Origin of the sequence: Marinobacter zhanjiangensis, from assembly GCF_014651935.1 — a bacterium.
GTDB lineage: Bacteria > Pseudomonadota > Gammaproteobacteria > Pseudomonadales > Oleiphilaceae > Marinobacter > Marinobacter zhanjiangensis.
This window is the reverse complement of the sequence record NZ_BMXV01000007.1, coordinates 146,725-169,328: the sequence shown is the minus strand read 5'-3', so window position 1 is coordinate 169,328 and position 22,604 is coordinate 146,725. Positions and strand designations below refer to the sequence as shown.

The 22,604-nt window shown below is 62.7% G+C and carries 19 protein-coding genes; 4 read left to right on the top strand and 15 right to left on the bottom strand.

Translation table 11 applies throughout. The features are described from left to right. Positions 1-51 precede the first annotated feature (51 nt). The 12 genes from IE079_RS15185 to IE079_RS15130 all read right to left on the bottom strand — a co-directional run bounded on the left by IE079_RS15185 (position 52) and on the right by IE079_RS15130 (position 11,956). Positions 52-567, bottom strand: coding sequence for a hypothetical protein (locus tag IE079_RS15185; protein WP_189577635.1), 516 nt, complete (start codon positions 565-567; stop codon positions 52-54). 24 nt (positions 568-591) lie between these two features. After that, complete coding sequence (locus IE079_RS15180) at positions 592-1,821, bottom strand: type II secretion system F family protein (protein ID WP_189577634.1); 1,230 nt, start codon at positions 1,819-1,821, stop codon at positions 592-594. Further along, a complete protein-coding gene (locus IE079_RS15175) occupies positions 1,821-3,608 on the bottom strand; it encodes a GspE/PulE family protein (protein ID WP_189577633.1) in 1,788 nt (595 codons plus the stop codon). The genes IE079_RS15180 and IE079_RS15175 overlap by 1 nt, the downstream gene beginning before the upstream one ends. 2 nt (positions 3,609-3,610) lie before the next feature. Continuing rightward, entirely contained in the window at positions 3,611-4,873 is a 1,263-nt protein-coding gene (locus tag IE079_RS15170) for a tetratricopeptide repeat protein (protein ID WP_189577632.1), read from the bottom strand. Further along, positions 4,870-5,709, bottom strand: coding sequence for an ExeA family protein (locus IE079_RS15165; RefSeq protein ID WP_189577631.1), 840 nt, complete (start codon positions 5,707-5,709; stop codon positions 4,870-4,872). Before IE079_RS15165 ends, IE079_RS15170 begins: the two co-directional genes overlap by 4 nt. 1 nt (position 5,710) lies before the next feature. Next, positions 5,711-7,411 carry a pilus (MSHA type) biogenesis protein MshL gene (mshL, locus tag IE079_RS15160; RefSeq protein ID WP_189577630.1) on the bottom strand — a complete coding sequence of 567 codons (1,701 nt, stop codon included), beginning with the start codon at positions 7,409-7,411 and terminating at the stop codon, positions 5,711-5,713. Positions 7,412-7,428: 17 nt separating this feature from the next. Then, the gene (locus tag IE079_RS15155) at positions 7,429-7,749 is read right to left on the bottom strand and encodes a hypothetical protein (RefSeq protein WP_189577629.1); all 321 of its coding nucleotides are present in this window, start codon (positions 7,747-7,749) and stop codon (positions 7,429-7,431) included. Position 7,750: 1 nt separating this feature from the next. Further along, the gene (locus IE079_RS15150) at positions 7,751-8,431 is read right to left on the bottom strand and encodes a type II secretion system protein GspM (protein ID WP_189577628.1); all 681 of its coding nucleotides are present in this window, start codon (positions 8,429-8,431) and stop codon (positions 7,751-7,753) included. Next, positions 8,428-9,030: a PilN domain-containing protein gene (locus IE079_RS15145; protein WP_189577627.1), complete on the bottom strand. Its 603-nt coding sequence runs from the start codon at positions 9,028-9,030 to the stop codon at positions 8,428-8,430. Before IE079_RS15145 ends, IE079_RS15150 begins: the two co-directional genes overlap by 4 nt. Then, a complete protein-coding gene (locus tag IE079_RS15140) occupies positions 9,027-9,932 on the bottom strand; it encodes a type IV pilus biogenesis protein PilM (RefSeq protein WP_227712534.1) in 906 nt (301 codons plus the stop codon). The genes IE079_RS15145 and IE079_RS15140 overlap by 4 nt, the downstream gene beginning before the upstream one ends. Positions 9,933-10,128: 196 nt before the next feature. Next, positions 10,129-10,692 (bottom strand): single-stranded DNA-binding protein, encoded by a 564-nt coding sequence (gene ssb, locus IE079_RS15135; RefSeq protein WP_308427781.1) that lies wholly within the window; start codon positions 10,690-10,692, stop codon positions 10,129-10,131. After that, positions 10,676-11,956, bottom strand: a complete 1,281-nt coding sequence (locus IE079_RS15130) for an MFS transporter (RefSeq protein WP_189577626.1) — start codon at positions 11,954-11,956, stop codon at positions 10,676-10,678. Before IE079_RS15130 ends, ssb begins: the two co-directional genes overlap by 17 nt. A 202-nt stretch (positions 11,957-12,158) precedes the next feature. Between IE079_RS15130 and pomA the strand changes: the two genes are divergently transcribed. From pomA to uvrA, 3 genes are all read left to right on the top strand, one after another. Then, complete coding sequence (gene pomA, locus IE079_RS15125; RefSeq protein ID WP_189577625.1) at positions 12,159-12,926, top strand: flagellar motor protein PomA; 768 nt, start codon at positions 12,159-12,161, stop codon at positions 12,924-12,926. Between the two features lie 5 nt (positions 12,927-12,931). After that, positions 12,932-13,846 (top strand): MotB family protein, encoded by a 915-nt coding sequence (locus tag IE079_RS15120; protein ID WP_189577624.1) that lies wholly within the window; start codon positions 12,932-12,934, stop codon positions 13,844-13,846. 81 nt (positions 13,847-13,927) lie between these two features. Further along, on the top strand, positions 13,928-16,747 hold the full coding sequence (gene uvrA / locus IE079_RS15115) for an excinuclease ABC subunit UvrA (protein ID WP_189577623.1): 2,820 nt from the start codon (positions 13,928-13,930) through the stop codon (positions 16,745-16,747). Positions 16,748-16,904: 157 nt separating this feature from the next. Here uvrA and IE079_RS15110 read toward each other — a convergent pair whose 3' ends face one another. Further along, on the bottom strand, positions 16,905-17,774 hold the full coding sequence (locus IE079_RS15110) for a thioredoxin family protein (protein WP_189577622.1): 870 nt from the start codon (positions 17,772-17,774) through the stop codon (positions 16,905-16,907). Positions 17,775-18,032: 258 nt separating this feature from the next. On the opposite strand from IE079_RS15110, the gene lon reads away from it, so the two are divergent. Beyond that, the gene (lon, locus tag IE079_RS15105) at positions 18,033-20,483 is read left to right on the top strand and encodes an endopeptidase La (RefSeq protein ID WP_189577718.1); all 2,451 of its coding nucleotides are present in this window, start codon (positions 18,033-18,035) and stop codon (positions 20,481-20,483) included. Positions 20,484-20,600: 117 nt separating this feature from the next. On the opposite strand, the gene IE079_RS15100 is transcribed toward lon, so the two are convergent. Both IE079_RS15100 and IE079_RS15095 read right to left on the bottom strand, forming a co-directional pair. Then, positions 20,601-21,803, bottom strand: coding sequence for a flagellar assembly protein T N-terminal domain-containing protein (locus tag IE079_RS15100; protein ID WP_227712533.1), 1,203 nt, complete (start codon positions 21,801-21,803; stop codon positions 20,601-20,603). An 85-nt stretch (positions 21,804-21,888) separates the two neighbouring features. Further along, a complete protein-coding gene (locus tag IE079_RS15095; RefSeq protein WP_189577621.1) occupies positions 21,889-22,440 on the bottom strand; it encodes an LPP20 family lipoprotein in 552 nt (183 codons plus the stop codon). Positions 22,441-22,604 lie beyond the last annotated feature (164 nt).

Sequence of the window (22,604 nt, the reverse complement as noted above, 5' to 3'; positions counted from 1 at the left end):
GCAATGTTGCGATATTTTAATGATTGTCTCATGCAGGCACTTTAACGCGATCTACTCATTTTCGCTTATTTGATGGCGATCCACCTCCACCAGTTTGAGACCCGTCGCGCGTTTGCCGTTGTTTTTGCCTTGTTTGACAGTTCCGGCATAGCTCACCCGAACTTGCCACGCGAAAGGTTCGCCCGCTTCCCTTTGGCGGCCCTCCATATCCAGCGGCTGGCCGGGCTGATACACCAGCCAGTGCCGCTCACTGTCGAAACACCAGCCCCGTTCATCCGGCGCCAGGGTCGTGCAATTCTCTTCCGTCAGGGGCTGCTCCCCTTCCCATCGCAACAGTGGCAATGGGTTGAGCCCCTGCAACGACTCCAGGGTCTCGTCCCGGGCCAGCATGGCCTCGGCGCCTCGCACCACCAGGGCGCTGCGCACCTGGTTCAGCATCAGCTTTACTGATTGCTGCTCCGCCCTTTCCACCGTGTCTTCCAGGGCATCCAGCAAGAACCACACCGCAAATGCCAGAACGGTCAATGCCACCAGCCAGCGGAACCGCCGGTGGCTGTCGGCCAACACAGGACCTTCCGCCCCCATGCGGTTCTAGCCCCGCCCCATGGCGGCCGCCCCCAGGTCCCAGATGGGCAGGAATACGCCCAGTGCAAGGATCAGGACCAGCACCCCCATGGCAACAATCAATATCGGCTCGATGGACTCCGCCAGTCGTTTGAGGCCGAAATCCACGTCCTCGTCGTAGAAGTCCGCCACGTTGTACAGCATCTCGTCCACGGCACCGGTCTCTTCGCCGACGGCAATCATCTGCAGGATCAGCGGCGTGAACATGCCGCTGTGGCGGGCGGTACGCAGCAGGCTTTCACCCCGCTCAATACCATGCCTCATCTCCCGGATATGGATGGCGATCCAGGCGTTGTCAGTAGCGTCAGACACTACGGTCAGGGCGTGGGTGACCGGCATACCGGCGGCCAGCATGGTGGCAAAGTTCCGCGAGAAACGGCTCAGGGTAATCAGCTCCAGTAGCGGGCCGATAATGGGAATCCTGAGTTTGTAACGGTCCCAGGTCTGCCGGCCCTGCTCGGTCTGCTTCCACTGGCGTATCAGCAGGCCGGCGGCGGCAATGGCAAACAGCATGATGTACCAGTAGTTCAGCAGGAAGTTGGAGGTGCCCACCAGCACCTGGGTGAGGAACGGCAGGTCCGCCCCCAGCTTGTTGAATACCGCCGAGAATTTGGGAATCACCAGGAAGTTCACCACCATCAGGGCCGCCAGCAATGCGACCACGACAAACGTGGGGTAGCGCATGGCCTGCTTGAGGCGACGTTTGGTGTCCCGCTCCAGCTCCAGGATGTTGGACAGGCGCTTGAAGGCATCGTCCAGCATACCGGTGTTCTCGCCCACGTGGATCATGGCGATGAACATGTCGGAAAACACCTTCGGGTGAGCCTGCATGGCCGTGGCCATATTGGCGCCCCCCTCCAGGCGGTCGGTGACATCGTCCAGGGTCTCCGCCAGTGCCGGTGACCGGGTGGTTTCCGCAAGCCCGCGCATGGTACGGATCAGCGGGATACCGGCCTTGGTCAGGGCGTACATCTGCCGGCAGAACACGATGAGTTCGTCCAGGGTGACGCGGCGACGGAACAGGGGTATCTGTTCGAACCGGTCCGACAGCGAGGTGGTCTCCTGCTGCTCCTCGATGGCCAGGGGCGTGATTCCCTGGCGCAACAGTTCGCCGGCGGCGGCATCCGCTGTCGGCGCTGCCAGGTTTCCCTGACGCACTGTGCCGGCGCTGTCCTTGCCTCGGTAGCGGAACTGCATCAGTACTCCTCCGCCTTGTCCGTGGCTTCCTGCAACGCCCGTTCAGCGATGGCGGCGTCCGTCTCGTCCAGGGAGACATCGGCCTCAGAGGTGGCCGCAACACGGGCCACTTCCGACAGGCTGGTGATGCCTCGCAGGGCATAGTCCATGGCGCATGAGCCCAGCGGGCGGTACAGCCGGCTTTCACGGGCAGCCCGAGTGAAGCCGGACACATCCTGCCGGCGCAGGGCATCCAGCATGGCCTCGTTCATTTCCAGCATCTCGTAGACGCCGATACGGCCCTTGTAGCCGGTATTGCTGCACTGGTAACAGCCGCGACCACGGACAAAGCCCGCCTCCAGGTCCAGCGGGTCCAGGTCAAAGGCTTTCAGCCAGACCCGCTCCTGTTCCGTTGGTTCGTAGGCTTCGCGGCAGTTGTCGCACACCTTACGCACCAGCCGCTGGGCCACGATGCCCAGCAATGAGCTGGCCACCAGAAAGGGTTCCGCCCCCATATCGATGAGGCGCATGGCGCTGGAAATGGAGTCGTTGGTGTGCAGGGTGGACAGCACCAGGTGGCCGGTCATGGCCGCGCGCAGGCCGATTTCCACGGTTTCGTTGTCCCGCATCTCACCCACCAGGATCACATCCGGGTCCTGCCGCAGGGCGGACCGCAACACATTGGCAAACTGCAGGCCGATGCGGGGGTTTACCTGCACCTGGGTGATGCGCGGCAGGCGGTATTCCACCGGGTCCTCGGCGGTGATGATCTTCACTTCCGGGCGGTTCAGCTCGGTCAGTGCACCATAGAGGGTGGTGGTCTTGCCGCTGCCCGTGGGGCCAGTGACCAGTATCATGCCATGGGGTTTGTGGATCAGGCGGCGGAAGTTGACCAGCAGGTGTTCCGGCATGCCGGTGCTTTCAAGGTCCAGGGTGCCGCTGCTCTGGTCCAGCAGACGCATGACCACCGACTCGCCGTACTGCACCGGCATGGTGGACACCCGCACGTCGATGCTGCGGCCCTTGACCCGCACGTTGAAGCGACCGTCCTGGGGCAGGCGCTTCTCGGAGATATTGAGCCCGGCCATCAGCTTCAGGCGCAGGACCAGCGCGGCGTTGACCCGCTTCTCCTTCATCACCTGTTCCTGCAGCACGCCGTCCACCCGCTGGCGAATGCGCACTACCGTCTCGTCAGGCTCGATATGGATATCGGAGCTGCGGGCCTGCACGGCATCCTCGAACAGGGTCTTGAGCAGCTTGACCACCGGGGCTTCCTCGCTCTCGGACTCGGCGGAAAGGTCCGCCAGGTCGAAGGCGTCGTCGCCCAGCTCGTCTTCCAGCTCCTCGGCAAGGGAGGCAATCTCCTCGGTGCGCCGGTAGACCAGGTCCAGGGTGTTGAGTAGCTCGCTCTCCCGCACCACCGCCTGCTTGACCGGCTGCTTGAGCACCCGCACCAGCTCGTCGTAGGCAAAGATATCCAGCGGGTCGGCCATGCCCACCAACAGCTCGCCGCCCTGCTCCGCCAGCACGATGGAGCGGAACCGCCGCGCCATGGCTTCCGGCAGTTTTTTCACCAGGTTCTGGTCGAACTGGTAGTTACGCAACTGAACGAAGGGCACGTCCAGTTGGCGGGAGAGGATATTGAGCAGGCTATCCTCTTCCACATAGCCCAGATCGATCAGCGTACGGCCCAGCTTGCGCCCGGTGTTCTTCTGCTCCTTCAGGGCGGTCTGGAGTTGCTGATCGGTGATGACCTCGTTCTGGACCAGCAGGTCACCAATCCGGATTTTGCGTTTCGGCTCGGCCATGGTCATCCGGCTCCCAGTATCTGAAGGCGCTGGCGCACGTAATCCGCCAGCGATGGTGCCAGCCCCGGCAGGGCAGCCGCCTGTTGATAGGCGCGGCGGGCCGCGGGCACATCACCACGGCCCTCGAGGGCAATAGCCAGACCCACCCACCAGGGGGCCCGGCTATCGTCCATGGCGATCAGCTCGGCCCAGTGGTTTGCGGCCTGGTCACTCTGCCCCTGTTGCTGAAGCAGCGTGGCCAGGGTCACCCGGTACTCCACGTTGTCCGCCACCGGCGGTACGCCGGAGCGGAGCGTGGCCACGGCCTGATCCAGGTCGCCACCGGCCAGCAGCGCGCGGGCACGAATCAGGCGCAGGTCCGGGTAGCGGGCGGCAAGGTTTTCGGGTACCCATTCCAGGGCACCGTCAACATCGCCACGGGCCAGCACCGCCCGCGCAAAGGCGTAGCGGCTTTTGGGTGCCGTCTGGGTATCCGTGAGCCGGGTGAGCGTTGCTTCCGCTGCTGCCAGCTCACCATTGGACACCTGTGTGCGGATCGCCTTGCTGGCATCCCGGTCCCGTTGTTCCGGCGACTGTCGGGCCTGTTTGATGTTGGCGTCCGTCGTGGCCTGCTCTGCCGGGGGCGTTTTACTGGTCTGGGTGGTCTCCGGTTCAGCCGGGGGCTGTGGCTCGTTCCCGGTCGAACTGGCTGTCTGCGCAGGCGGCTGCGGGCCTCTCGGCGCGGGCTGGGGTTCTGCCCCCTCCGACGCTGCCGTATTTTCGGTAGTGCCCGCCGACGCCGGCTCTGGTGCAGGGGCCGCGGCAGTCGTCACCTCCGGCTGCTCCATGGCTGGCTCCGCCTCTGGTTCCCGAGAGCTCTGCATCACAATGTCAGCGGCGCCCTGATCCCGGTCAGCCGGGGTGTCGATTACCTCGCCAATCTCCTGCTCCTCGATGGGCTGTTGAACGGTTTCCTCTGGTTCCGCAGCCGATGTCTCCGTTGTTTCCTCAGCAGACGAGGAAGCGGATTGGTTATTCCCGGCGTCCGGGACCACGGAAACCGGCTCTGTCTGACCGGCAGCCGTTGTGGTCGCCGGCGTTGCCCAGTACAGGTACAGGTAATAGGCGCCGGCCGCCAGAATCACCAACAATACGATACCCGCCAGCACCTTGCCGATGTTGCCGCGCCGGGCGGATGCGGCCATGCCCTGGCCGGTATAGGGCGACGGCGCGTGCCGGTCCTGGCGCTGTTCGGCGGCCTTGAGGGCATCATTGAGCAGGCTCATAACCACCTCGCCAGCAGCCCGGGCGAACGGGCGCTTTCGGTGTCTTTCACGGCGCTGAGCACATGCCCACGCTCCACCTGCCGGTCGCCATTGCCCCACGCCGCCAGCATGGACTTGTGGGCCAGCACGTTGACCAGGCGGGGGATACCGCCAGAGGCCCGGGTGATCACCTTCAGCGCACCCGGCCGGAACACATCGGCACCGTTGTAGCCGGCCAGGGCCAGCCGGTGGCGCAGGTACTGGGCGACCGACTCCCGGCCCAGGGGCTCGATACGGTAGTGGAAGGTGATGCGCTGCTTGAGCTGGCGCAGGCTGTCCCGGCTCAGCAAGGTGTCCAGCTCCGGCTGGCCGAACAGGACCACCTGCAGCAGCCGGGTGCTCTCGGTTTCCAGGTTGGTGAGCAGCCGCAGGGCCTCGATGGTGGCTTCCGGCATGGCCTGGGCTTCATCGATGACCAGTATCGCCGGCTTCTGATCCATGGCCAGGTCGATCAGTTTCTCGTTGAGAGACTTGAGCACCTGATGAGTGTTCGCGCCCGGCTGGACTTCTGCCCCCAGCTCTTCCGCCACGGCTTCATAGAGCGCTTCGGGGGACAGGTGAGGGTTGGGGATATAGGCGGTATGGGCCTCTTCCTCCAGCTCGTTCAGCAACAACCGGCACAGGAGTGTCTTGCCGGTACCCACCTCGCCGGTGATCTTGATGAAACCTTCGCGCTGCCGCAGCGCCACTACCAGCAACTCCAGAGCATCACCATGGCTGGGCGCCCGCAGGAAGTAGCGGGTGTTGGGCGTCAATGCAAACGGTGCTTCCTGCAGTCCGAAGTGGGCTTCGTACATGTCAGCGTGGCCCGCCCTCCGGCTCGGGCGTTGGTGATTCCGATGACTGCAGCAGTTCCCGCAGCACCTGCATGCGCTCACGGCTGGCGGAGATGTCAGCACTCATGGTTTCCACTCCCACCACAATCGGCCGGATCAGGATGACCAGCTCGCTCTTGCGGGACTGGAAGTTACGCTGGCGGAACGCCTCCCCCAGTATGGGAATCTCGCTGAAGAACGGGACTGCTGCATTGTCGTCTTCGCTGATGTTCTGGATCAGGCCGCCAATGACCACAATCTGCCCGCTCTCGGCGCGGATGACGCTGTCGGTTTCGCGCACGGTGCTCAGCGCCAGTGGCAGGGTCACATCCCGGTCGCCAACGGTAATGACCTTCTGCTGGTCGTCAACCTCGCTGACGGCCGGGTGCACGTGCAGGGTCACCGAACCGTCTTCCGCGATCTGTGGTGTCACATCCAGGGAGATGCCCGAAAAGAAAGGCGTCAGCTCGATCGACGTCGAGGTACTGTCCGAGGGGTTGAGCGAATTGTTATCCTCGTCGAAATCAATATCGGTCACGAAGAATTCGTCCGTCCCTACCTTGATTACCGCCTTCTGGTTATTCACCGTGGCGATACGCGGGCTGGAGAGGGTCTGCACATTGCCCTGTTCCCCCAGCAACTGGATCAGACCGCTGAAGTCCCCGGCGCTGACCGCGGCCGAGAAAACCCCGCCGATACCACCCGAACGAATAGTCTGACCATCCAGGGACTGCGAAGTAAAGTAGTCGGCGCGCCCGGCGGAGCTCTGTACATCGGACCAGTTGATACCCTGCTGATAACCTTCGTTTAGCGCGACCTCCAGTATCTTGGCCTCCAGTACGACCTGTCGCTGCATGATCAGCTCGGTACGCTCAAGGTAGTCCTGCACCTGGCGCAGGGTTTCGCCGTTGGCGCTTACCATCACCAGACCGGCACCGGGATTGGTAATTACCTGATGGTTGTCGCCAGTGCCGACAAGCATGGTCAACGCCTGTGACAGGTCGCGCCAGAAGTCGGACTCGGTTTCTGTGGAGATGCGTGTGCCCACCAGGTTGCGGCTGCTGCCGGAATCCTGGTCTGCCCTGTCACTGCCGCCATCGGAGTTACCGCTACTGCGGGTACTGCTCACCTGGCCCGAGCTGACACGGGTCTCGGAGCTACCGCTGCGCTTGAAGTCGAGGTAGTTGATAGGAAACAGGCGGGTCTGCACCCGGTCAGCATCCACCTGGAACAGCCGGCCCTTGCGCTGTATCGAGAGACCGTAAACATCCCGGGCGATATCCATGACCTCGGGCACGGTGACGTCGTTCAGCCGCAGATCGATGGTAGTGCTGACACCCGGATGCACCACCACGTTATAGCCGGTGCCTTCCACCAGTGCCTCGAAGAAACTCCTGGCCTCCACGCCCCGGGCGTTGACGTCGAAACGCTGTTCGGCCTCTTCAGGTTGCTCCAGCGGAGGCAACAGGGCGGCACTGACGTCAGCCGGCAGGTCTGGTGCGCTGCGCTGGCGTGCCTGCTCCTGGTCGGCCTCGGCCTGCTGCTCGGCCTCGCCCAGGGCCTCATCGATGGCGCGGGCAGACTCCGTGGAGGTCGCCTGCCCCGTTCGCATCGACGGGTTGCTGGCACAGGCTGTCAGCGTCAGTGCCAGTAGCGCCAGGGTACCGTATCTTGTCAGTGTCATAGCCACTCGCAACTCGGTTACTTGGAAGTCCGGATCGACGGCAGTGCCGTCAGGCGCACTTCACGCACCTGACCCTGCACCACCAGCTCTACCCGGGCCGGGTAAATCCGCCGCAGGCGAACCCCGTCGAACGTATCGCCTTCACTCCTTGGCACTCCATCAATGACTGCCACCCGGCGCTGCGGCCCATAGAGAATCGACGACAGCGCAAACTGCCGTGACTCTGCCGCCGCTGGCGCCGGTGTTGTCTGCTGGCCGGATGGCCGGGTCGGATCCTGCAGCGCCATAGCGGCGCCCGGCCCGACCAGTAAAAGAATCACAATCAGCAAACGCGCCATGTCATACCCCCAGCCAGGCCGGTTCGAGGCTCAGGGTCCGCACCCGGATCCGTGCCGATCCCGCGGGCCACTCGGCCGCCTCGTACTCCACCGTGACCCAGCCCAGGCGTTCGTCCATGGCTTCGAGGCGCTCCAGATACGTCATGGTTTCCAGGTAGCCCCCGGACACCACGATATCCACCTCGTGTGCATAAAGCAGGGCCTCCGGCTCAGCGTTGTCAGCCGAGGATCCGGACGGCTCCTGTGCGTATATCGGCCGCGGTGCCAGCAACTGAACGCCGTCCAGTGACAAGCCCTTTTCGGTGGCCAGCATGTCCTGCAGCATGACCACCATGTCCCGGGGCGGGATCAGCTGCCCGGTGGTTTCGGTGATCTGCTGATCAATACGGTCAAGGCGCCGCTGACGGGCCTCCAGTGTCTGTCTCAACTGGGCGGACGGATCCTGTGACAGCTGCTGCTCCAGCTCTGACTGTGTGGCAAGCAGTTGCGCCCGCTCCGAGCGGGCTTCCACCAACCGCGCCTCATGCCGCTCGGCCGCCGCCAACGACGGCGCCACCCAGAACTGCCAGCCGCCCAGCAATACCAGCACCAGCACGGTAACCAGAATCAGCCCGCGCTCCCGTACCGGGCGTTCGTCGTACCAGGCGGACACCCGGTTCCAGGGATTGCCGGTAATGTTCATTGGCTGGCCTCCTCGTCACGGCGAGTGGCCACCCGGAACTCGATCCAGGGGTGCTCGTCTGAACGGGTCAGCTCGAAACGGCCGAAGACCTGTCCGGCAAAGGCAGGTTCTTCCCCCAGGCGCTCCAGGTAAACCGGCACCAGGCTGCCCGCCCGGGTTTGACCCTGCAGGGATACGCGATCCTGCTGCAACCGCAGACCGGTAAGCCACAGGTCCTGCGGCACCTGTCTTGCCAGTGCGGCCATGGGGGCGGCAAAACCTTCGGAACGATTGTTCGCCAACCGCTCGACCCGCTCCAGCAGGCGCTGGCGCCGGGACAGGGTATCCGTCACCCGCTCTACCGCCTGCTCCAGCTGTGGATCCGGACGACGCCCGTCGATCTCTGTGTTCATACGCTCGATGGATTGCCGGACCTGATCGTTTCCCGCCTGTTCGGCCTGAACGGCCTGCTCCAGACCGGCGGCACGGTACTGGAACCAGCCACCCGCTACCAACATGACTACCAGCAGCACAACCGCCATCAGCGCCACATTGTTCGCTGTTATCCGCTGTTGACTGGGCCGGAACTCCGGTTTGTACAGGTTCACCTGCTGGATCACGAAGCGCCCTCCGACAGACTGAGCCCGGCGCTCCAGGCCACCAGGCAGCGGCTGTCCAGTTCCTCGTCCAGGCCCAGTGTGGACCAGTCCAGGTTGCGGGCACTGGCGGCCAGATAGGAGCCCAGCATGGAGCTCAGCGGCAGCATGCTGTCACGGGCCACCAGATTGATCACCGGCGGCGGCACCTGCCCGAGCTGGCTCTCGTAATAGTCCAGCGAACGCTGCATTTCCAGCGCCAGGGACTGGACCGCGGACTCCTGGCTGGCGACCTCCCTCAGGTCATCGGCTGTCACTTCCAGTTTCCGTGACAGGTACAGGGTCTCACCCTTGCAAACCACCATATGGCCATAGCGATCCCTGAGATGCACCAGCGCCGCCCCCCGGCCGGTCTCGTCAAGGCGGCTCACCAGCCGCCGCAGGGCCAGCTCGGCAATATCAATGCGCTGCAGGTTCAGATCGGCGTCCTTCGCCAGGGATACCAGCTCGGCAATCAGGGTGCGGCGCACCGCCACCACGTTGACCAGCTCGCCACGGCCCCGGGCAGCATCTGCGGGGAAGGGAAACACGTCACTGACCGCTTCGGAGGGACTGAAGTCGAGGAAATCCTTGAGCTTCCACTTGAGCGCATCCCCCAGCTCGGCATCGTCAACGCCTTCGGGGCGCTCCAGCTGGAATACCTGGTACTGGTCCAGGGGCAGCACCATGGTAGTGTCGGCATCCGCCAGCTGGTTGGACGAGACGATGTCCTGCAGCGTCGATAACCGTTTTGCCGGTGTGCACTCGGCAAACCCGGACAGTGAACCACTGGCCCAGGCAATACCGTCCGGCCGGACTTCCAGAGAAAGCCGCGAGCGTCTGGCGGATGATCGGAACAGACTTTTGAATCGGTTAACCAGAGACACACGCAGCCTTGTTGGTCATTATGGGGATTCGTCTCAATATGGCTGACATTCTAGTTAAAGAATACCCCGTAAAAATATGACTTCGTGTATCATTTCACAGCCTTTTGCAACTCGGTTACAAAAAAGCCTTCATATATGAAGGCTTTATGTACACATAATCGCTAATGCCATTTATTTGGCTCGATATCCGGGTTTTTCAGAACGGAATATCGTCATCAAAGTCATCCACCGGCTCCGGCATACTGCCCTGGCCACCACCGGGCTGGCTGTAACCGCCACCCTGATTGTTTCCGGCTCCGCCACCCCCGTAGTTACCCTGGGAACCGCCCTGGGAATTGCCCTGCGCGGCCGGCTGCTGTTGCGGCTGGGGACGACCCTGGGGCGCACCCTGATTGGCGTTGCTGTCGCCGGCGCCACGGCTGTCCAGCATCTGCATCTGGCCATTGATGTCCACGACCACCTCGGTGGTGTAGACGTCCTGCCCTTCCTTGTTGGTCCATTTCCGGGTCTGCAGCTTGCCCTCGATATAGACCTTGGAACCCTTTCGAAGGTACTGGCCCGCAATCTCGGCGATCTTGCCGAACATGACAATGCGGTGCCATTCGGTTTTGGGTACCAGCTGACCGGTCTGCCGGTCCTTGTAGCTTTCATCGGTAGCCAGGTTCAGGTTGACCACCGCGTTGCCATTGGGCGTGTAACGGGTCTCCGGATCCTGCCCCAGGTTGCCTATCAGTATGACCTTGTTAACACCTCGTGCCATGATTCACCCCTGTTCTGTCATTGTTCATCTGTGACGACTCATCGTCCGCATCGGATTCCTGCAACTCTACCACGAATTCATCCTCGCCCCGATCCCGATAACGCGGGGCCGGCATGGTGCCAGCGATGACCAGCCATGCCAGCAACACGATCGCCATCAGCCCGAACACGCCGTCGGCGCCGGCCCAGCCCGCCAGCACGCCGCCTGCGGCACCCCCCAGGAAGGCCCCGAAAAACTGAGACGTGGAATAGACCCCCATGGCGGTACCCTTGGCACCTGATGGCGACTCCTTGCTGATCAGCGATGGCAGGCTGGCCTCCAGCAGGTTGAAAGCCATGAAGAAGAAGAACAGCCCGAACCAGGCCGCAGCCAGGGTGGCCGACCACTGCCACAGGGCCAGGCTCGCCAGCAGCAGCATGGCAACGGCGCCGGACAGCACCGCCTTCATCTGCCGCTTTTTCTCGCCAATGATGATAAATGGCACCATCGCAAAGAAGGAGGTGATCATCACCGTGAGGTAGTACCACCACATGGAACCCATGGCGAGCCCCAGCTGATCAGACAACAACACCGGCACCTGAATAAACATTGCCGTCAGCGCCAGGTGCAGGGCAAAGATCCCGAAGTCGAGCCGTAACAGGCGCGGGTCCCGCAACACGTGCCCCAGCATGGCCCGGGCCGGCAGGTGTTCGCCTTTCGTTACCATGGCCGGAGGCTCCGGCACCAGTTTCCAGACCACGACAATCGCCGCCAGGGCCAGCACGGCGGTGAGGTAGAAAATGCCCGCGAGCCCGGCAACCTGGCTCAGCAGCGGCCCCAGGATCAGCGACAGCGAGAACGACAGCCCGATGGTGACACCAATGCTGGCCATGGCCTTGGTGCGCTGCTCGGCACGGGTAAGATCGCTGACCAGGGCCATCAGCACGCTGGCAATGGCACCCGCCCCCTGCAGCGCACGACCGGCGATCACGCCGTAAATGTGATCCGAGGCGGCGGCCAGCAGGCTGCCGGCGGCAAATATTATCAGGCCAATATAAATCAGCCGCTTGCGCCCCAGCCGGTCCGAAAGCGCGCCGAACGGTATCTGCAGGCTGGCCTGGCTGAGGCCGTAGATACCAATGGCCAGCCCGATCAGCGCCGGGGTGGCCCCTGTCAGATCCGGCCCCAGCAGGGCGAATACCGGCAGGACCATAAACAGGCCCAGCATGCGCATGGAATAGACGGAAGCAAGCGCGGCGACCGCCTGGCGTTCGGAATTGTTCATCGGGATGTCTGCAACGTCAAAGTGAAAGGGGCCAGTCTACCAGATGAGGCCCGGGATTTTGCGCATCCTGTCGTGCGGTGAATCAAGGTTACGGGCGCCTGATCATCTGCCTGCGCCATCACAGAGATTGCTTTTTAACCTGTTAATGACGATCCGCTCTGATTACAATTCGCCCACTTTTAACCGGACCGGGTAGTACGTTGTGGATCTAGCAACCCTGATAGGCCTCGTGGGAGGCGTTGTCATCATCGGCACGGCCATCGTTGTCGGCGCTTCCCCCGGGGTGTTCCTGAATGCACCCTCTGTGCTGATCGTGGTTCTCGGCAGTCTCTCGGTGGTTCTGGCCAAGTTCAGTTTCAGCCAGTACTTCGGGGCAATAAAGGCGGCGGGCCGTGCGTTCTCGTTCAAACTGCCCGATACCCAGTCGCTGATCGAGGAGCTGATCGATATCGCCAACGTGGCCCGCAAACAGGGCGTACTCAACCTGGAGGGCCGGGAAGCGAGTTCGGAATACCTGTCGCAGGGCATACAACACCTGGTGGACGGTCAATCCGCGGATGTCATCGATGACCTGCTGCGCAAGGAGCGCCTGCTCACCATGGACCGCAACCGCTGGGGGTCGAAGGTGTTCCGGGCGCTGGGGGACGTGGCCCCGGCCATGGGCATGATCGGCACGATTGTTGGCCTGGTGCAGATGCTGTCGAACATGGAGGACCCCGAGAGTATCGGCCCGGCCATGGCAGTGGCGCTGCTGACCACACTCTACGGCGCCATGATTGCCACCATGGTCGCCAACCCCATCGCCGACAAGCTGGAGCTGCGCCTGACCGAAGAAGCCCGGATGCAGTCACTGATCTCCGATGCCCTGGTCGCCATCCAGCATGGTCAGAACCCGCGGGTGATCGAACAGCTGCTGTCCAGCTATCTGCCACCGGCAAAACGCGAAGCCGCCACTGAAAGCGGGGCCTGAGCCCGATGGATGAGTTGCCGGAAGAGGAAAAGCCCGGAATTCCCGCGTGGGTGGTTACTTTTGCCGACCTGATGTCGCTGCTGATGTGCTTTTTCGTGCTGCTGCTCTCCTTCTCGGAGATCGACGCCATGAAGTTCAAGCAGATTGCCGAAGAGATGTCCAAAGCCTTTGGCGTTCAGCGGGAAGTGGCCTCCGTGGATATTCCCCAGGGCACCAGCCCGGTGTTCCGGCACTTCACCCCCGGCAAACCCGAGCCCACCGACCTGGATGAGGTGCGCCAGAGCACCACTGAAGTGGAGCCCTTCCTGGACCGCGAGCCGGGCACCCAGCCGGGACAGCAGGCCGCCGGCGAAGCTACCGCCGCGGCACTGGCCTATGCCCGAAGCCTGGAAGCAGTCCTGCAGGAGGAAATCACCGCCGGCCAGCTGGATGTTCAGGCGGACCCGGGTAAACGTCAGATCATCATGCGCATCGAGGAGCGCGGGTCCTTTTCCTCCGGCTCCGCCGAGCTGACCTATGCCATGGTCGACCTGCTCTACCGGATGAGCAAGGTACTGACGGATATCCCCGGCGACCTGACCGTGGAAGGCCATACCGACAATGTTCCCATCGGCAGCGGCAGCCGCTACGAGTCGAACTGGAACCTGTCGGCGGACCGGGCCGCAGCGGTCGCCAACGCCCTGATCGAGGCCGGGCCCCTGGATGAGGGGCGTTTCCGCGTTATGGGGCTGGCCTCCACCGAGCCCCGGCGGCCCAACGATTCCCGCGGGAACCGGGCCCTCAACCGCCGGGTGGAGATCATTGTGGATCTTTCCGACGACCCCGGTGAGACGCCCACCAGCCTTAAAGAGCTGCCCCCGGACATCCTGGTGGAGCCGGATAATACCCCTGCCCCGTCAGCAGATACCCTGACCTGGTAACCCCGGACCCTTGGCGACAGAGCCGAAGCCGTTATACTGCCGTATTACCCTTGCCGAATCGCTAACTGCCAGAGGAGCATTATGGAGTCCATCCAGGTCAAAGGCGCACGTACGCACAACCTGAAGAACATCGATGTGGAGCTGCCCCGTGACAAACTGATTGTTATCACCGGGCTCTCCGGCTCGGGCAAGTCCTCCCTGGCATTCGACACTCTCTACGCGGAAGGCCAGCGCCGGTATGTGGAATCGCTGTCCACCTACGCGCGGCAATTCCTGTCGATGATGGAAAAGCCCGATATGGACCATATCGAGGGGCTGTCGCCGGCCATTTCCATCGAGCAGAAGTCCACCTCCCACAACCCCCGCTCCACCGTGGGCACCATCACCGAGATCTACGACTACCTGCGCCTGCTGTTTGCCCGCGCCGGCGAGCCCCGCTGCCCCGACCATGGCCAGGCCCTGGAGGCCCAGACGGTCAGCCAGATGGTGGACCAGGTGCTGGCGATGCCCGAGGGCAGCAAGCTGATGGTGGTGGCGCCGGTGATCCGCGACCGCAAGGGTGAGCATCTGCAGGTGATCGACACCATGCGCAGCCAGGGCTTTATCCGCATGCGGGTGGACGGCTACGTCTATGACATCGACGACGTGCCGCCCCTGGACAAGAAAAAGAAACACGTTATTGACGTGGTGGTGGACCGCTTCAAGGTCAAGGAAGGCCTGGAGCAGCGCCTGGCGGAAAGCTTCGAGACCGCCCTGGAGCTGGCCGACGGCATCGCCCTGGTGGCGGATATGGACGGCAAGGAAGAGGACATCACCTTCTCCGCCCGTTATGCCTGTACCCAGTGCGGCTATTCCCTGAGCGAGCTGGAACCGAAAATCTTCTCCTTCAACAACCCGGCCGGCGCCTGCCCCACCTGCGATGGCCTGGGGGTGCGCCAGTTCTTCGATCCGGAGAAGGTAGTCTACAACCCTGCCGCCACCCTGGCCGCAGGCGCGATCCGCGGCTGGGACCGCCGCGCGGTCTACTATTTCCAGATGCTCTCCAGCGTGGCCGAGCACTATGGCATCGATATGGACACCCCCTTTGAGGATCTGCCGGAAGACTTCCAGAACGTGGTGCTGCACGGTTCCGGCAAGGAAGAGATCCCCTTTCGCTACGTGAACTCCCGGGGCCATATCATGCAGAAGGAGCACCCCTTCGAGGGGGTGCTGCCCAACCTGGAGCGCCGCTACCGGGAAACCGAATCCCAGAGCATGCGCGAGGAGCTGGCCCGCCACCTGAGCACCCAGCCCTGCAAGGACTGTGGTGGTTCGCGGTTGCGCCGGGGTGCCCGGCACGTGTTTATCGATGAACACAACCTGCCCGATATCGCCCACATGCCGGTAGGCGAGGCCCATGGCTACTTCGGTGACCTGGCACTGCCCGGTCGCCGGGGCGAAATTGCCGAGAAGATACTCAAGGAAGTCCGCGAACGGCTGCAGTTCCTGGTCAACGTGGGGCTGGAATACCTGACCCTGGAGCGCAGCGCCGACACCCTGTCCGGCGGCGAGGCCCAGCGCATCCGCCTGGCCAGCCAGATCGGTGCGGGTCTGGTGGGCGTCATGTACATTCTCGACGAGCCTTCCATCGGCCTGCACCAGCGGGACAATGACCGGCTGCTGGCCACCCTCACCCACCTGCGGGATCTGGGCAACACGGTGATTGTGGTGGAGCACGACGAAGACGCTATCCGCGCCGCCGACCACGTGCTGGACGTGGGCCCCGGTGCCGGCGTCCACGGCGGTCACATCGTGGCCCAGGGTACGCCGGCGGACATCATTGCCAACGAGAACTCCCTCACCGGGCAGTATCTCAGTGGCGCCCGGGAAATTCCCATCCCCGCCACCCGCAACGAAGGCAACGGCAAGACCCTGACCCTGTCCGGCGCCACCGGCAACAACCTGAAGGAGGTCACCCTGGATCTGCCACTTGGCGTGATGACCTGCATCACCGGCGTGTCCGGGTCCGGCAAGTCCAGCCTGATCAACAGCACCCTCTATCCGGTGGCTGCCGCCAAACTGAACAAGGCCACCAGCCTGACCCACGGCCCCTACAAGTCCCTCAAGGGACTGGATAACCTGGACAAGGTCATCGACATCGACCAGAGCCCCATCGGTCGTACACCGCGCTCCAACCCGGCCACATACACCGGTATTTTCACGCCGGTCAGGGAACTGTTCGCCGGCACCCAGGAAGCCCGCAGCCGGGGCTACAAGCCGGGACGCTTCAGCTTCAACGTCAAGGGTGGCCGCTGCGAGGCCTGCCAGGGCGACGGCATGATCAAGGTGGAGATGCACTTCCTGCCGGACATCTACGTGCCCTGCGATGTGTGCAAGGGCAAGCGCTACAACCGGGAAACCCTGGAGGTACGCTACAAGGGCAAGAACATCCACGAGGTGCTGGACATGACCGTGGAGGAAGCGCGGGAATTCTTCGACCCGGTGCCCTTCCTGGCCCGCAAGCTACAGACCCTGATGGATGTGGGCCTGTCCTACATCCGCCTGGGCCAGAGCGCCATCACCCTGTCCGGCGGCGAGGCCCAGCGGGTCAAGCTGTCGCGGGAACTGTCCAAGCGGGACACCGGCAAGACCCTGTACATCCTCGACGAACCCACCACCGGGCTGCATTTCTACGACATCCAGCAGTTGCTGACCGTACTGCAACGCCTGCGGGATCACGGTAATACCGTGGTGGTGATCGAACACAACCTGGACGTGATCAAGACCGCGGACTGGATTATCGATCTCGGGCCGGAAGGCGGCTCGGGCGGTGGTGAGATTATTGCCGAGGGTACACCGGAGAACGTGGCCAGGAACAAGCGGTCTCATACCGGGCGGTATCTGAAAAAACTGGTTGGTTGAGTGGCATTTTACCCCCTCTCCCTTGAGGGGAGAGGGTTGGGGTGAGGGTGGAGACTTCAACTCCGCAGTCCGGCCGCCTTTCACCCTCACCCTGGCCCTCTCCCCTCAAGGGAGAGGGGATGTCCGGCGCAAATTTCGGATAAACCCGCAATAAACCTCAGTGCATCAAGGTATAAAGCTTGCGCCGATACGTCCGCACATCCGGATTGTTATTGCCCAGCTTCTCGAACAGCTCCACCAGTGAAGTCTTGGCGATGCCATCCTTGTAGTCGGGATTGGTCTGCATCAGGCGGATCAGCAGGTCCATGGCTTCGGCGTTGCGGTCGTTCAGGGCGTACTGCATGGACAGCTGATGCAGGGCATCCGGATCTTTCGGGTCCTGCTCCAGGGCCATCTCCAGGTCCTTGATGGGCGGCAGTTCGCCGGCCTGGCGCAGAATCTTGAGCCGGGCCGCCAGCTGTTTGGCCTTGGGCTGCAGTTTCTCTTCCGGGGGCAGGCTTTCCAGTACCTGTTCTGCAGTGTCCAGGTCGCCCTGCTCCGCCTTGATCTGGGCCAGGTCAATCAGAACCTTCAGGTCGTCCGGGTTCTGCTGGTTGAGCTGGCTGAAAATCGCCAGGGCGCCATCCAGGTCACCCTCTTCCCACAGCCGGTGGGCCTTGTCGTAGGGGGTTTCCTGCTCCTCGGCCTTCTCCACGTGCGGCTCCAGAAGCTTGCGTACCTCGCCCTCGGGCAGGGCGCTGTTGAAACCATCCACGGCCTGACCGTCCTTCACCAGAATCACCGTCGGCAGGCTGCGGACACCCAGGCTGGCAGTCAGCTGCTCCTGCTCGTCGGCGTTGACCTTGGCCAGCAGGAAGCCGCCATTGTACTCATCCACCAGTTTTTCCAGGATCGGCATGATCTGCTTGCAGGGAGCACACCATTCCGCCCACACATCCACCAGAATCGGGGTGGACTTGGAGGCGTCCATCACCTTCTCCTGGAAATTGTCCATGGTGGCTTCAAAGATAAAGGGCGAATTACTCATGGGATGGGTCCTGTCTGATCCGGTAAATGATTGATTACGGAGAACTACGGACTACATGGTGCCATTGGCGCTGAATTCAAGCCACGACAGCCGCTGCCGGCGGCCACGCTGGCAACACGCCCGGGGCAACAACGGGCCGGAATCGCCCCGGCCTTGAATTCCCTGCCCCTGCCGCTACATACCAGTGAACACCTTTACTCAGAGCGGGCCTTCACCACTACCCGCCTGACACTCCATACCCCGTACATGAGGAAGACTATGGCCGACGACCAGCACAACGAGACGCCTGAAGAAGAGGAAGACATCACCGAATACATAGGCCGCGACGAACACACCGGCAAGAGCCTGGTGCTGCCGGGTGAGGCCCGGCCACGTCGCATGTACGTCATTCCGGTGTCCAACCGGCCTTTCTTCCCGGCCCAGGTACAGCCGGTGATGGTCAACCAGGATCCCTGGCAGGAAACCCTCAAAAGGGTAGGCGATACCGACCACCACATGATGGGCATCTGCTTCGTGGAGGATCCGGATCCCGAGCGCAACATCCCCGCCAGTGACGAAATGGAAACCATGGGCTGCGCTGTCCGTATTCACCATGTGCAGGAGGAAAGCGGCAAGGTCCAGTTCATCGCCCAGGGCCTGACCCGTTTCCGCATCACCCAGTGGCTGCGCCGCAAGCCTCCCTACCTGGTGGAAGTGGAGTATCCGGACGAGCCGGAAGAGGCCACCGACGAACTCAAGGCCTACACCCTGGCCATCATCAGCGCCATCAAGGAGTTGCTGCGCTCCAATCCGCTGTACGGTGAGGACGTCAAGCAGTACCTGTCCCGCTTCGGGCCGGATGACAGCTCGCCCCTGGCCGACTTTGGTGCGTCCATGACCAGCGCCCCGGGGCGTGAGCTGCAGGATGTACTGGATACCGTTCCGCTGCTGCGCCGCATGGAGAGGGTGCTGGTGCTGATGCGCAAGGAGCAGGAGGTGGCGCGCCTGCAGGCGGAGATCAACGAGGAAGTGAACGACAAGGTGCAGAAGCACCAGCGGGAATTCTTCCTGCGCGAGCAGCTCAAGGTTATCCAGCGGGAACTGGGCGTGTCCAAGGACGACAAGACGGCGGACATCGAGCGCTTCCAGGCCCGCATGGCGAAACTGGACCCCAACGAGGACGTGCAGGCCAGGTTCGAGGAAGAGCTGCAGAAACTGCAGGTGCTGGAACAGGGGTCACCGGAGTACGGGGTCACCCGCAACTATCTGGACTGGATCACCCGGGTGCCCTGGGGCATCACCTCGGAGGACCACTTCGACCTCACCCACGCCCGCAATGTGCTGGACCGGGATCACGATGGCCTCACCGATGTGAAGGACCGGATCGTGGAATTTCTCGCCGAGGGCACCTTCAAGGGGGAAATCTCCGGGTCCATCCTGCTACTGGTGGGCCCGCCGGGGGTCGGCAAGACCTCGATCGGCCGTTCGGTGGCCGATGCGCTGGGCCGGGAGTTCTACCGTTTCAGCCTGGGCGGTATGCGTGACGAGGCCGAAATCAAGGGCCACCGCCGTACCTACATCGGCGCCATGCCCGGCAAGTTCGTACAGGCCCTGAAGGACGCCAAGGTCTCCAACCCGGTGATCATGCTGGACGAGATCGACAAGGTCGGCTCCTCGTTCCAGGGCGACCCGGCGTCTGCCCTGCTGGAAACCCTGGACCCGGAGCAGAACAAGGATTTCCTGGACCACTATCTGGATGTCCGCCTGGACCTGTCGAAGGTGCTGTTCATCTGTACCGCCAACCAGCTGGATACCATTCCCCGGCCGCTGCTGGACCGCATGGATACCATCCGCCTGTCCGGCTACATCACCGAGGAAAAGCAGGCCATTGCCAAGCATCACCTGCTACCACGGCTGCTGAAGCGGGCCGGCCTGCTGAAGAAACAGCTCAATATCACCGATGCCGCCCTGCGTCAGGTGATCGAGGGCTATGCCCGTGAAGCCGGCGTCAGGACGCTGGAAAAGCAGCTGCACAAGATTATCCGCAAGGGCATCGTCCGGCTGCTGGACGAGCCGGAAAAACCGGTGCGCGTGGGCGTCTCCGACCTGGAGGACTTCCTGGGGCAACCCGCCTTCCGCAAGGAAAAGGCGCTCAAGGGCACCGGCGTGGTTACCGGCCTGGCATGGACGGCCATGGGTGGTGCCACCCTGAGCATCGAGGCCTCACGGATCCACACCAACCAGCGGGGCTTCAAGCTGACCGGCCAGTTGGGGGATGTGATGAGGGAGTCGGCGGACATCGCCTACAGTTATGTTTCGTCAAACCTGAAACGGCTGAAGGCAGACCCGGCGTTCTTCGACAAGTCCTTCGTGCATCTGCACGTGCCGGAGGGAGCCACTCCCAAGGATGGCCCCAGTGCCGGCGTGACCATGGCCACGGCCCTGCTGTCCATTGCCCGCCGGGAGTCGCCGGTGCAGAACATTGCCATGACCGGCGAACTGACCCTGACCGGCCAGGTACTGCCCGTGGGCGGTATTCGCGAGAAGGTGATTGCGGCCCGCCGGCAGAAGCTCAACACACTGATCCTGCCGGAGGCGAACCGGGGCGATTATGAGGAATTGCCGGACTATCTTCAGGAGGGCCTGACGGTGCATTTTGCCAAACACTATAACGATGTGTATCAGGTGTGCTTTGGCAATAAGCCGAAGAAAGGGGCCAGTGTGCACTGAGTTTCTGGAGCAAGACGCCCCGGGATGGGGGGGGGGAGGTCTTTCGCCGCCGCAAACAGGGGTCATCCGTGACTACCCGCCAGGAGCCCCTGACTCGGTCGGCGGCCTACAGAAGGATTACCAGATAATGGCGATATCACCCCTTTGAATGTTCTCGAGGGAACCGTACTGGGGAATCAGTCCGTTGGCGTATTCCGGGAACACGTTGTCCAGAGTCACTTCGATATCCGCTTCCAGCAGCTCGGGCGTCGCGTCGGGGCTGTCGAAGTGGGAGTAGCTACGGTATAGCGCAAGGCTATCCCCCGGACGCAAGCCGGCCGTGGCACCGGAGGCGATGGTGACCTTGGTGCCTTCCACCCGGGTAATCCGGGTCATGAAAGGCTGGCAGGCCAGGGCCTCCTGGATATCGTCCCGCATCTGGGTGACCACCCCGGTCACCGCCTGACCATAATCCGTTTCCAGAAAGCCGGCAGATCCAAAACCGCCGGACTGGCCCCTGCCCGCGTCCCAGCGACCGCGGGTCTGGTACCGCTTCTGGTAGACCGGAGAGCCACTGAAACCGTCGAAAATCATCATGTCCGCGATAAAACGACGCTCGGTATTGGTGGCGCCAAGCCCGCGACCGATCTTGTGAAGCACCGACGTGTTCCAGGCCGAGGGATTCTCCACCCCGATATCGCGAATCACCCCGGCCACCACGAACTGGGCACCCATTTCCCGGGCCACACCGATGACATTGGTCAGCCGGTTATCGAAGTGCTGGGTGGTGGGGGCATTGGCCACATCCGGATACAGCTGTGTCGAGGACGCCCGTAGTACCTGCAGGTTACCCTGGGCCTGCAACCCCACCTGCAACCGGTGCGGCAACATCTGGCCGGCGTCGTCAAGACTGCCCAGACGAGCCTGTTCGGGTTGCTGCAAGGTAAAACCGGTCACCGCGACCCGTTTGCGGAGCCCCGCCGCCTCGCCGCTCTGACAGCTACCCGGGTTGTCAGATACCTCGGCACTCACGGTGATGCGCAGGGCGCCACCCACCTGGCGTTCGTCGAGCACCTGGACATTGGACGCCCGTGCGCGGGATGACACCGTGAGCCGGGAGTCGGTAATCCTGCCGTCCCGGACCGTATCCTGACTGCTGATGCGGGCGTCATACTGCAGCGCCACATCCCGCAGCGCGGCCTTGCGCGCTTCCACTCGCGCGGCCTCTATATCGCCGCCACGAATGGTGGCAATGCCGGTGCCTTCCAGCCTCACGGCATGGGCGGAGGCGGTGAAGGAAACCAGCAGGATCAGCATCAGTGTCCGGATCATCAGTGTCATGGTCGTTGTCTTCAATCCAGTGGTCTCAAGCCAGGTGCTCTTAATCCAGGCACTCTCAGTCCAGATACTCTCAATCCAGGTACTCTCAATCCAGGTAATACAGGGAGTCAGTACCTTCGCGGCTGACCACATCACCGGCGGCGTCATTGCCCCGCGGCATGGGCATCGGGCACAGGCTGCCCACATCGCGGTCGCTTACCCGGGACACACACTCACGAAACCGTGGCTCCAGCTTCAGCTCCATCACCGTCTCGACGACGCCATCGCTGTGCTCGTTGACGGTCACCAGCTTGGCACCGCGAATATAGCTGTCCACGTAGGTGCGGAACATGTCATTGCGTGACACGAAATCGCTGACGGTGGAGCTGCCGTACACCACCGTGCCATAGACCCGCTCGGCCAGGTTGCGATAGGCATCCAGCTGCGACGCTCGCCGGGCCATCAGGCGCTTGCGGGTATTGGGCCGGTCAGTGGCAACGTTTTCATAGGTGCCGAAACCGCTGACCCGAACCACAATGGGCTCGAACTCCTGTTGGCGGGTCTGCAGCTCCCCTCGCTCCTCATAATGGTAGAGGCTGCTTTTGGTGCAGCCAGACAGCGCCACCAGCAGCAAAAGGGCAATACAGGATGACTTCATGCGGGACTCCGGTTGTCATTCCAGACGAAACAATACCCGCCCACATGAAAAATTCGGGCCAGGTTGCCCATGCCACTGAATTTCCGACATTTCATTCGGTTTACTCAGAAACCCGGGTGTTCAGACGGCAAAGTCTCGCCGCCACGGCTCCGGTTACATACCGC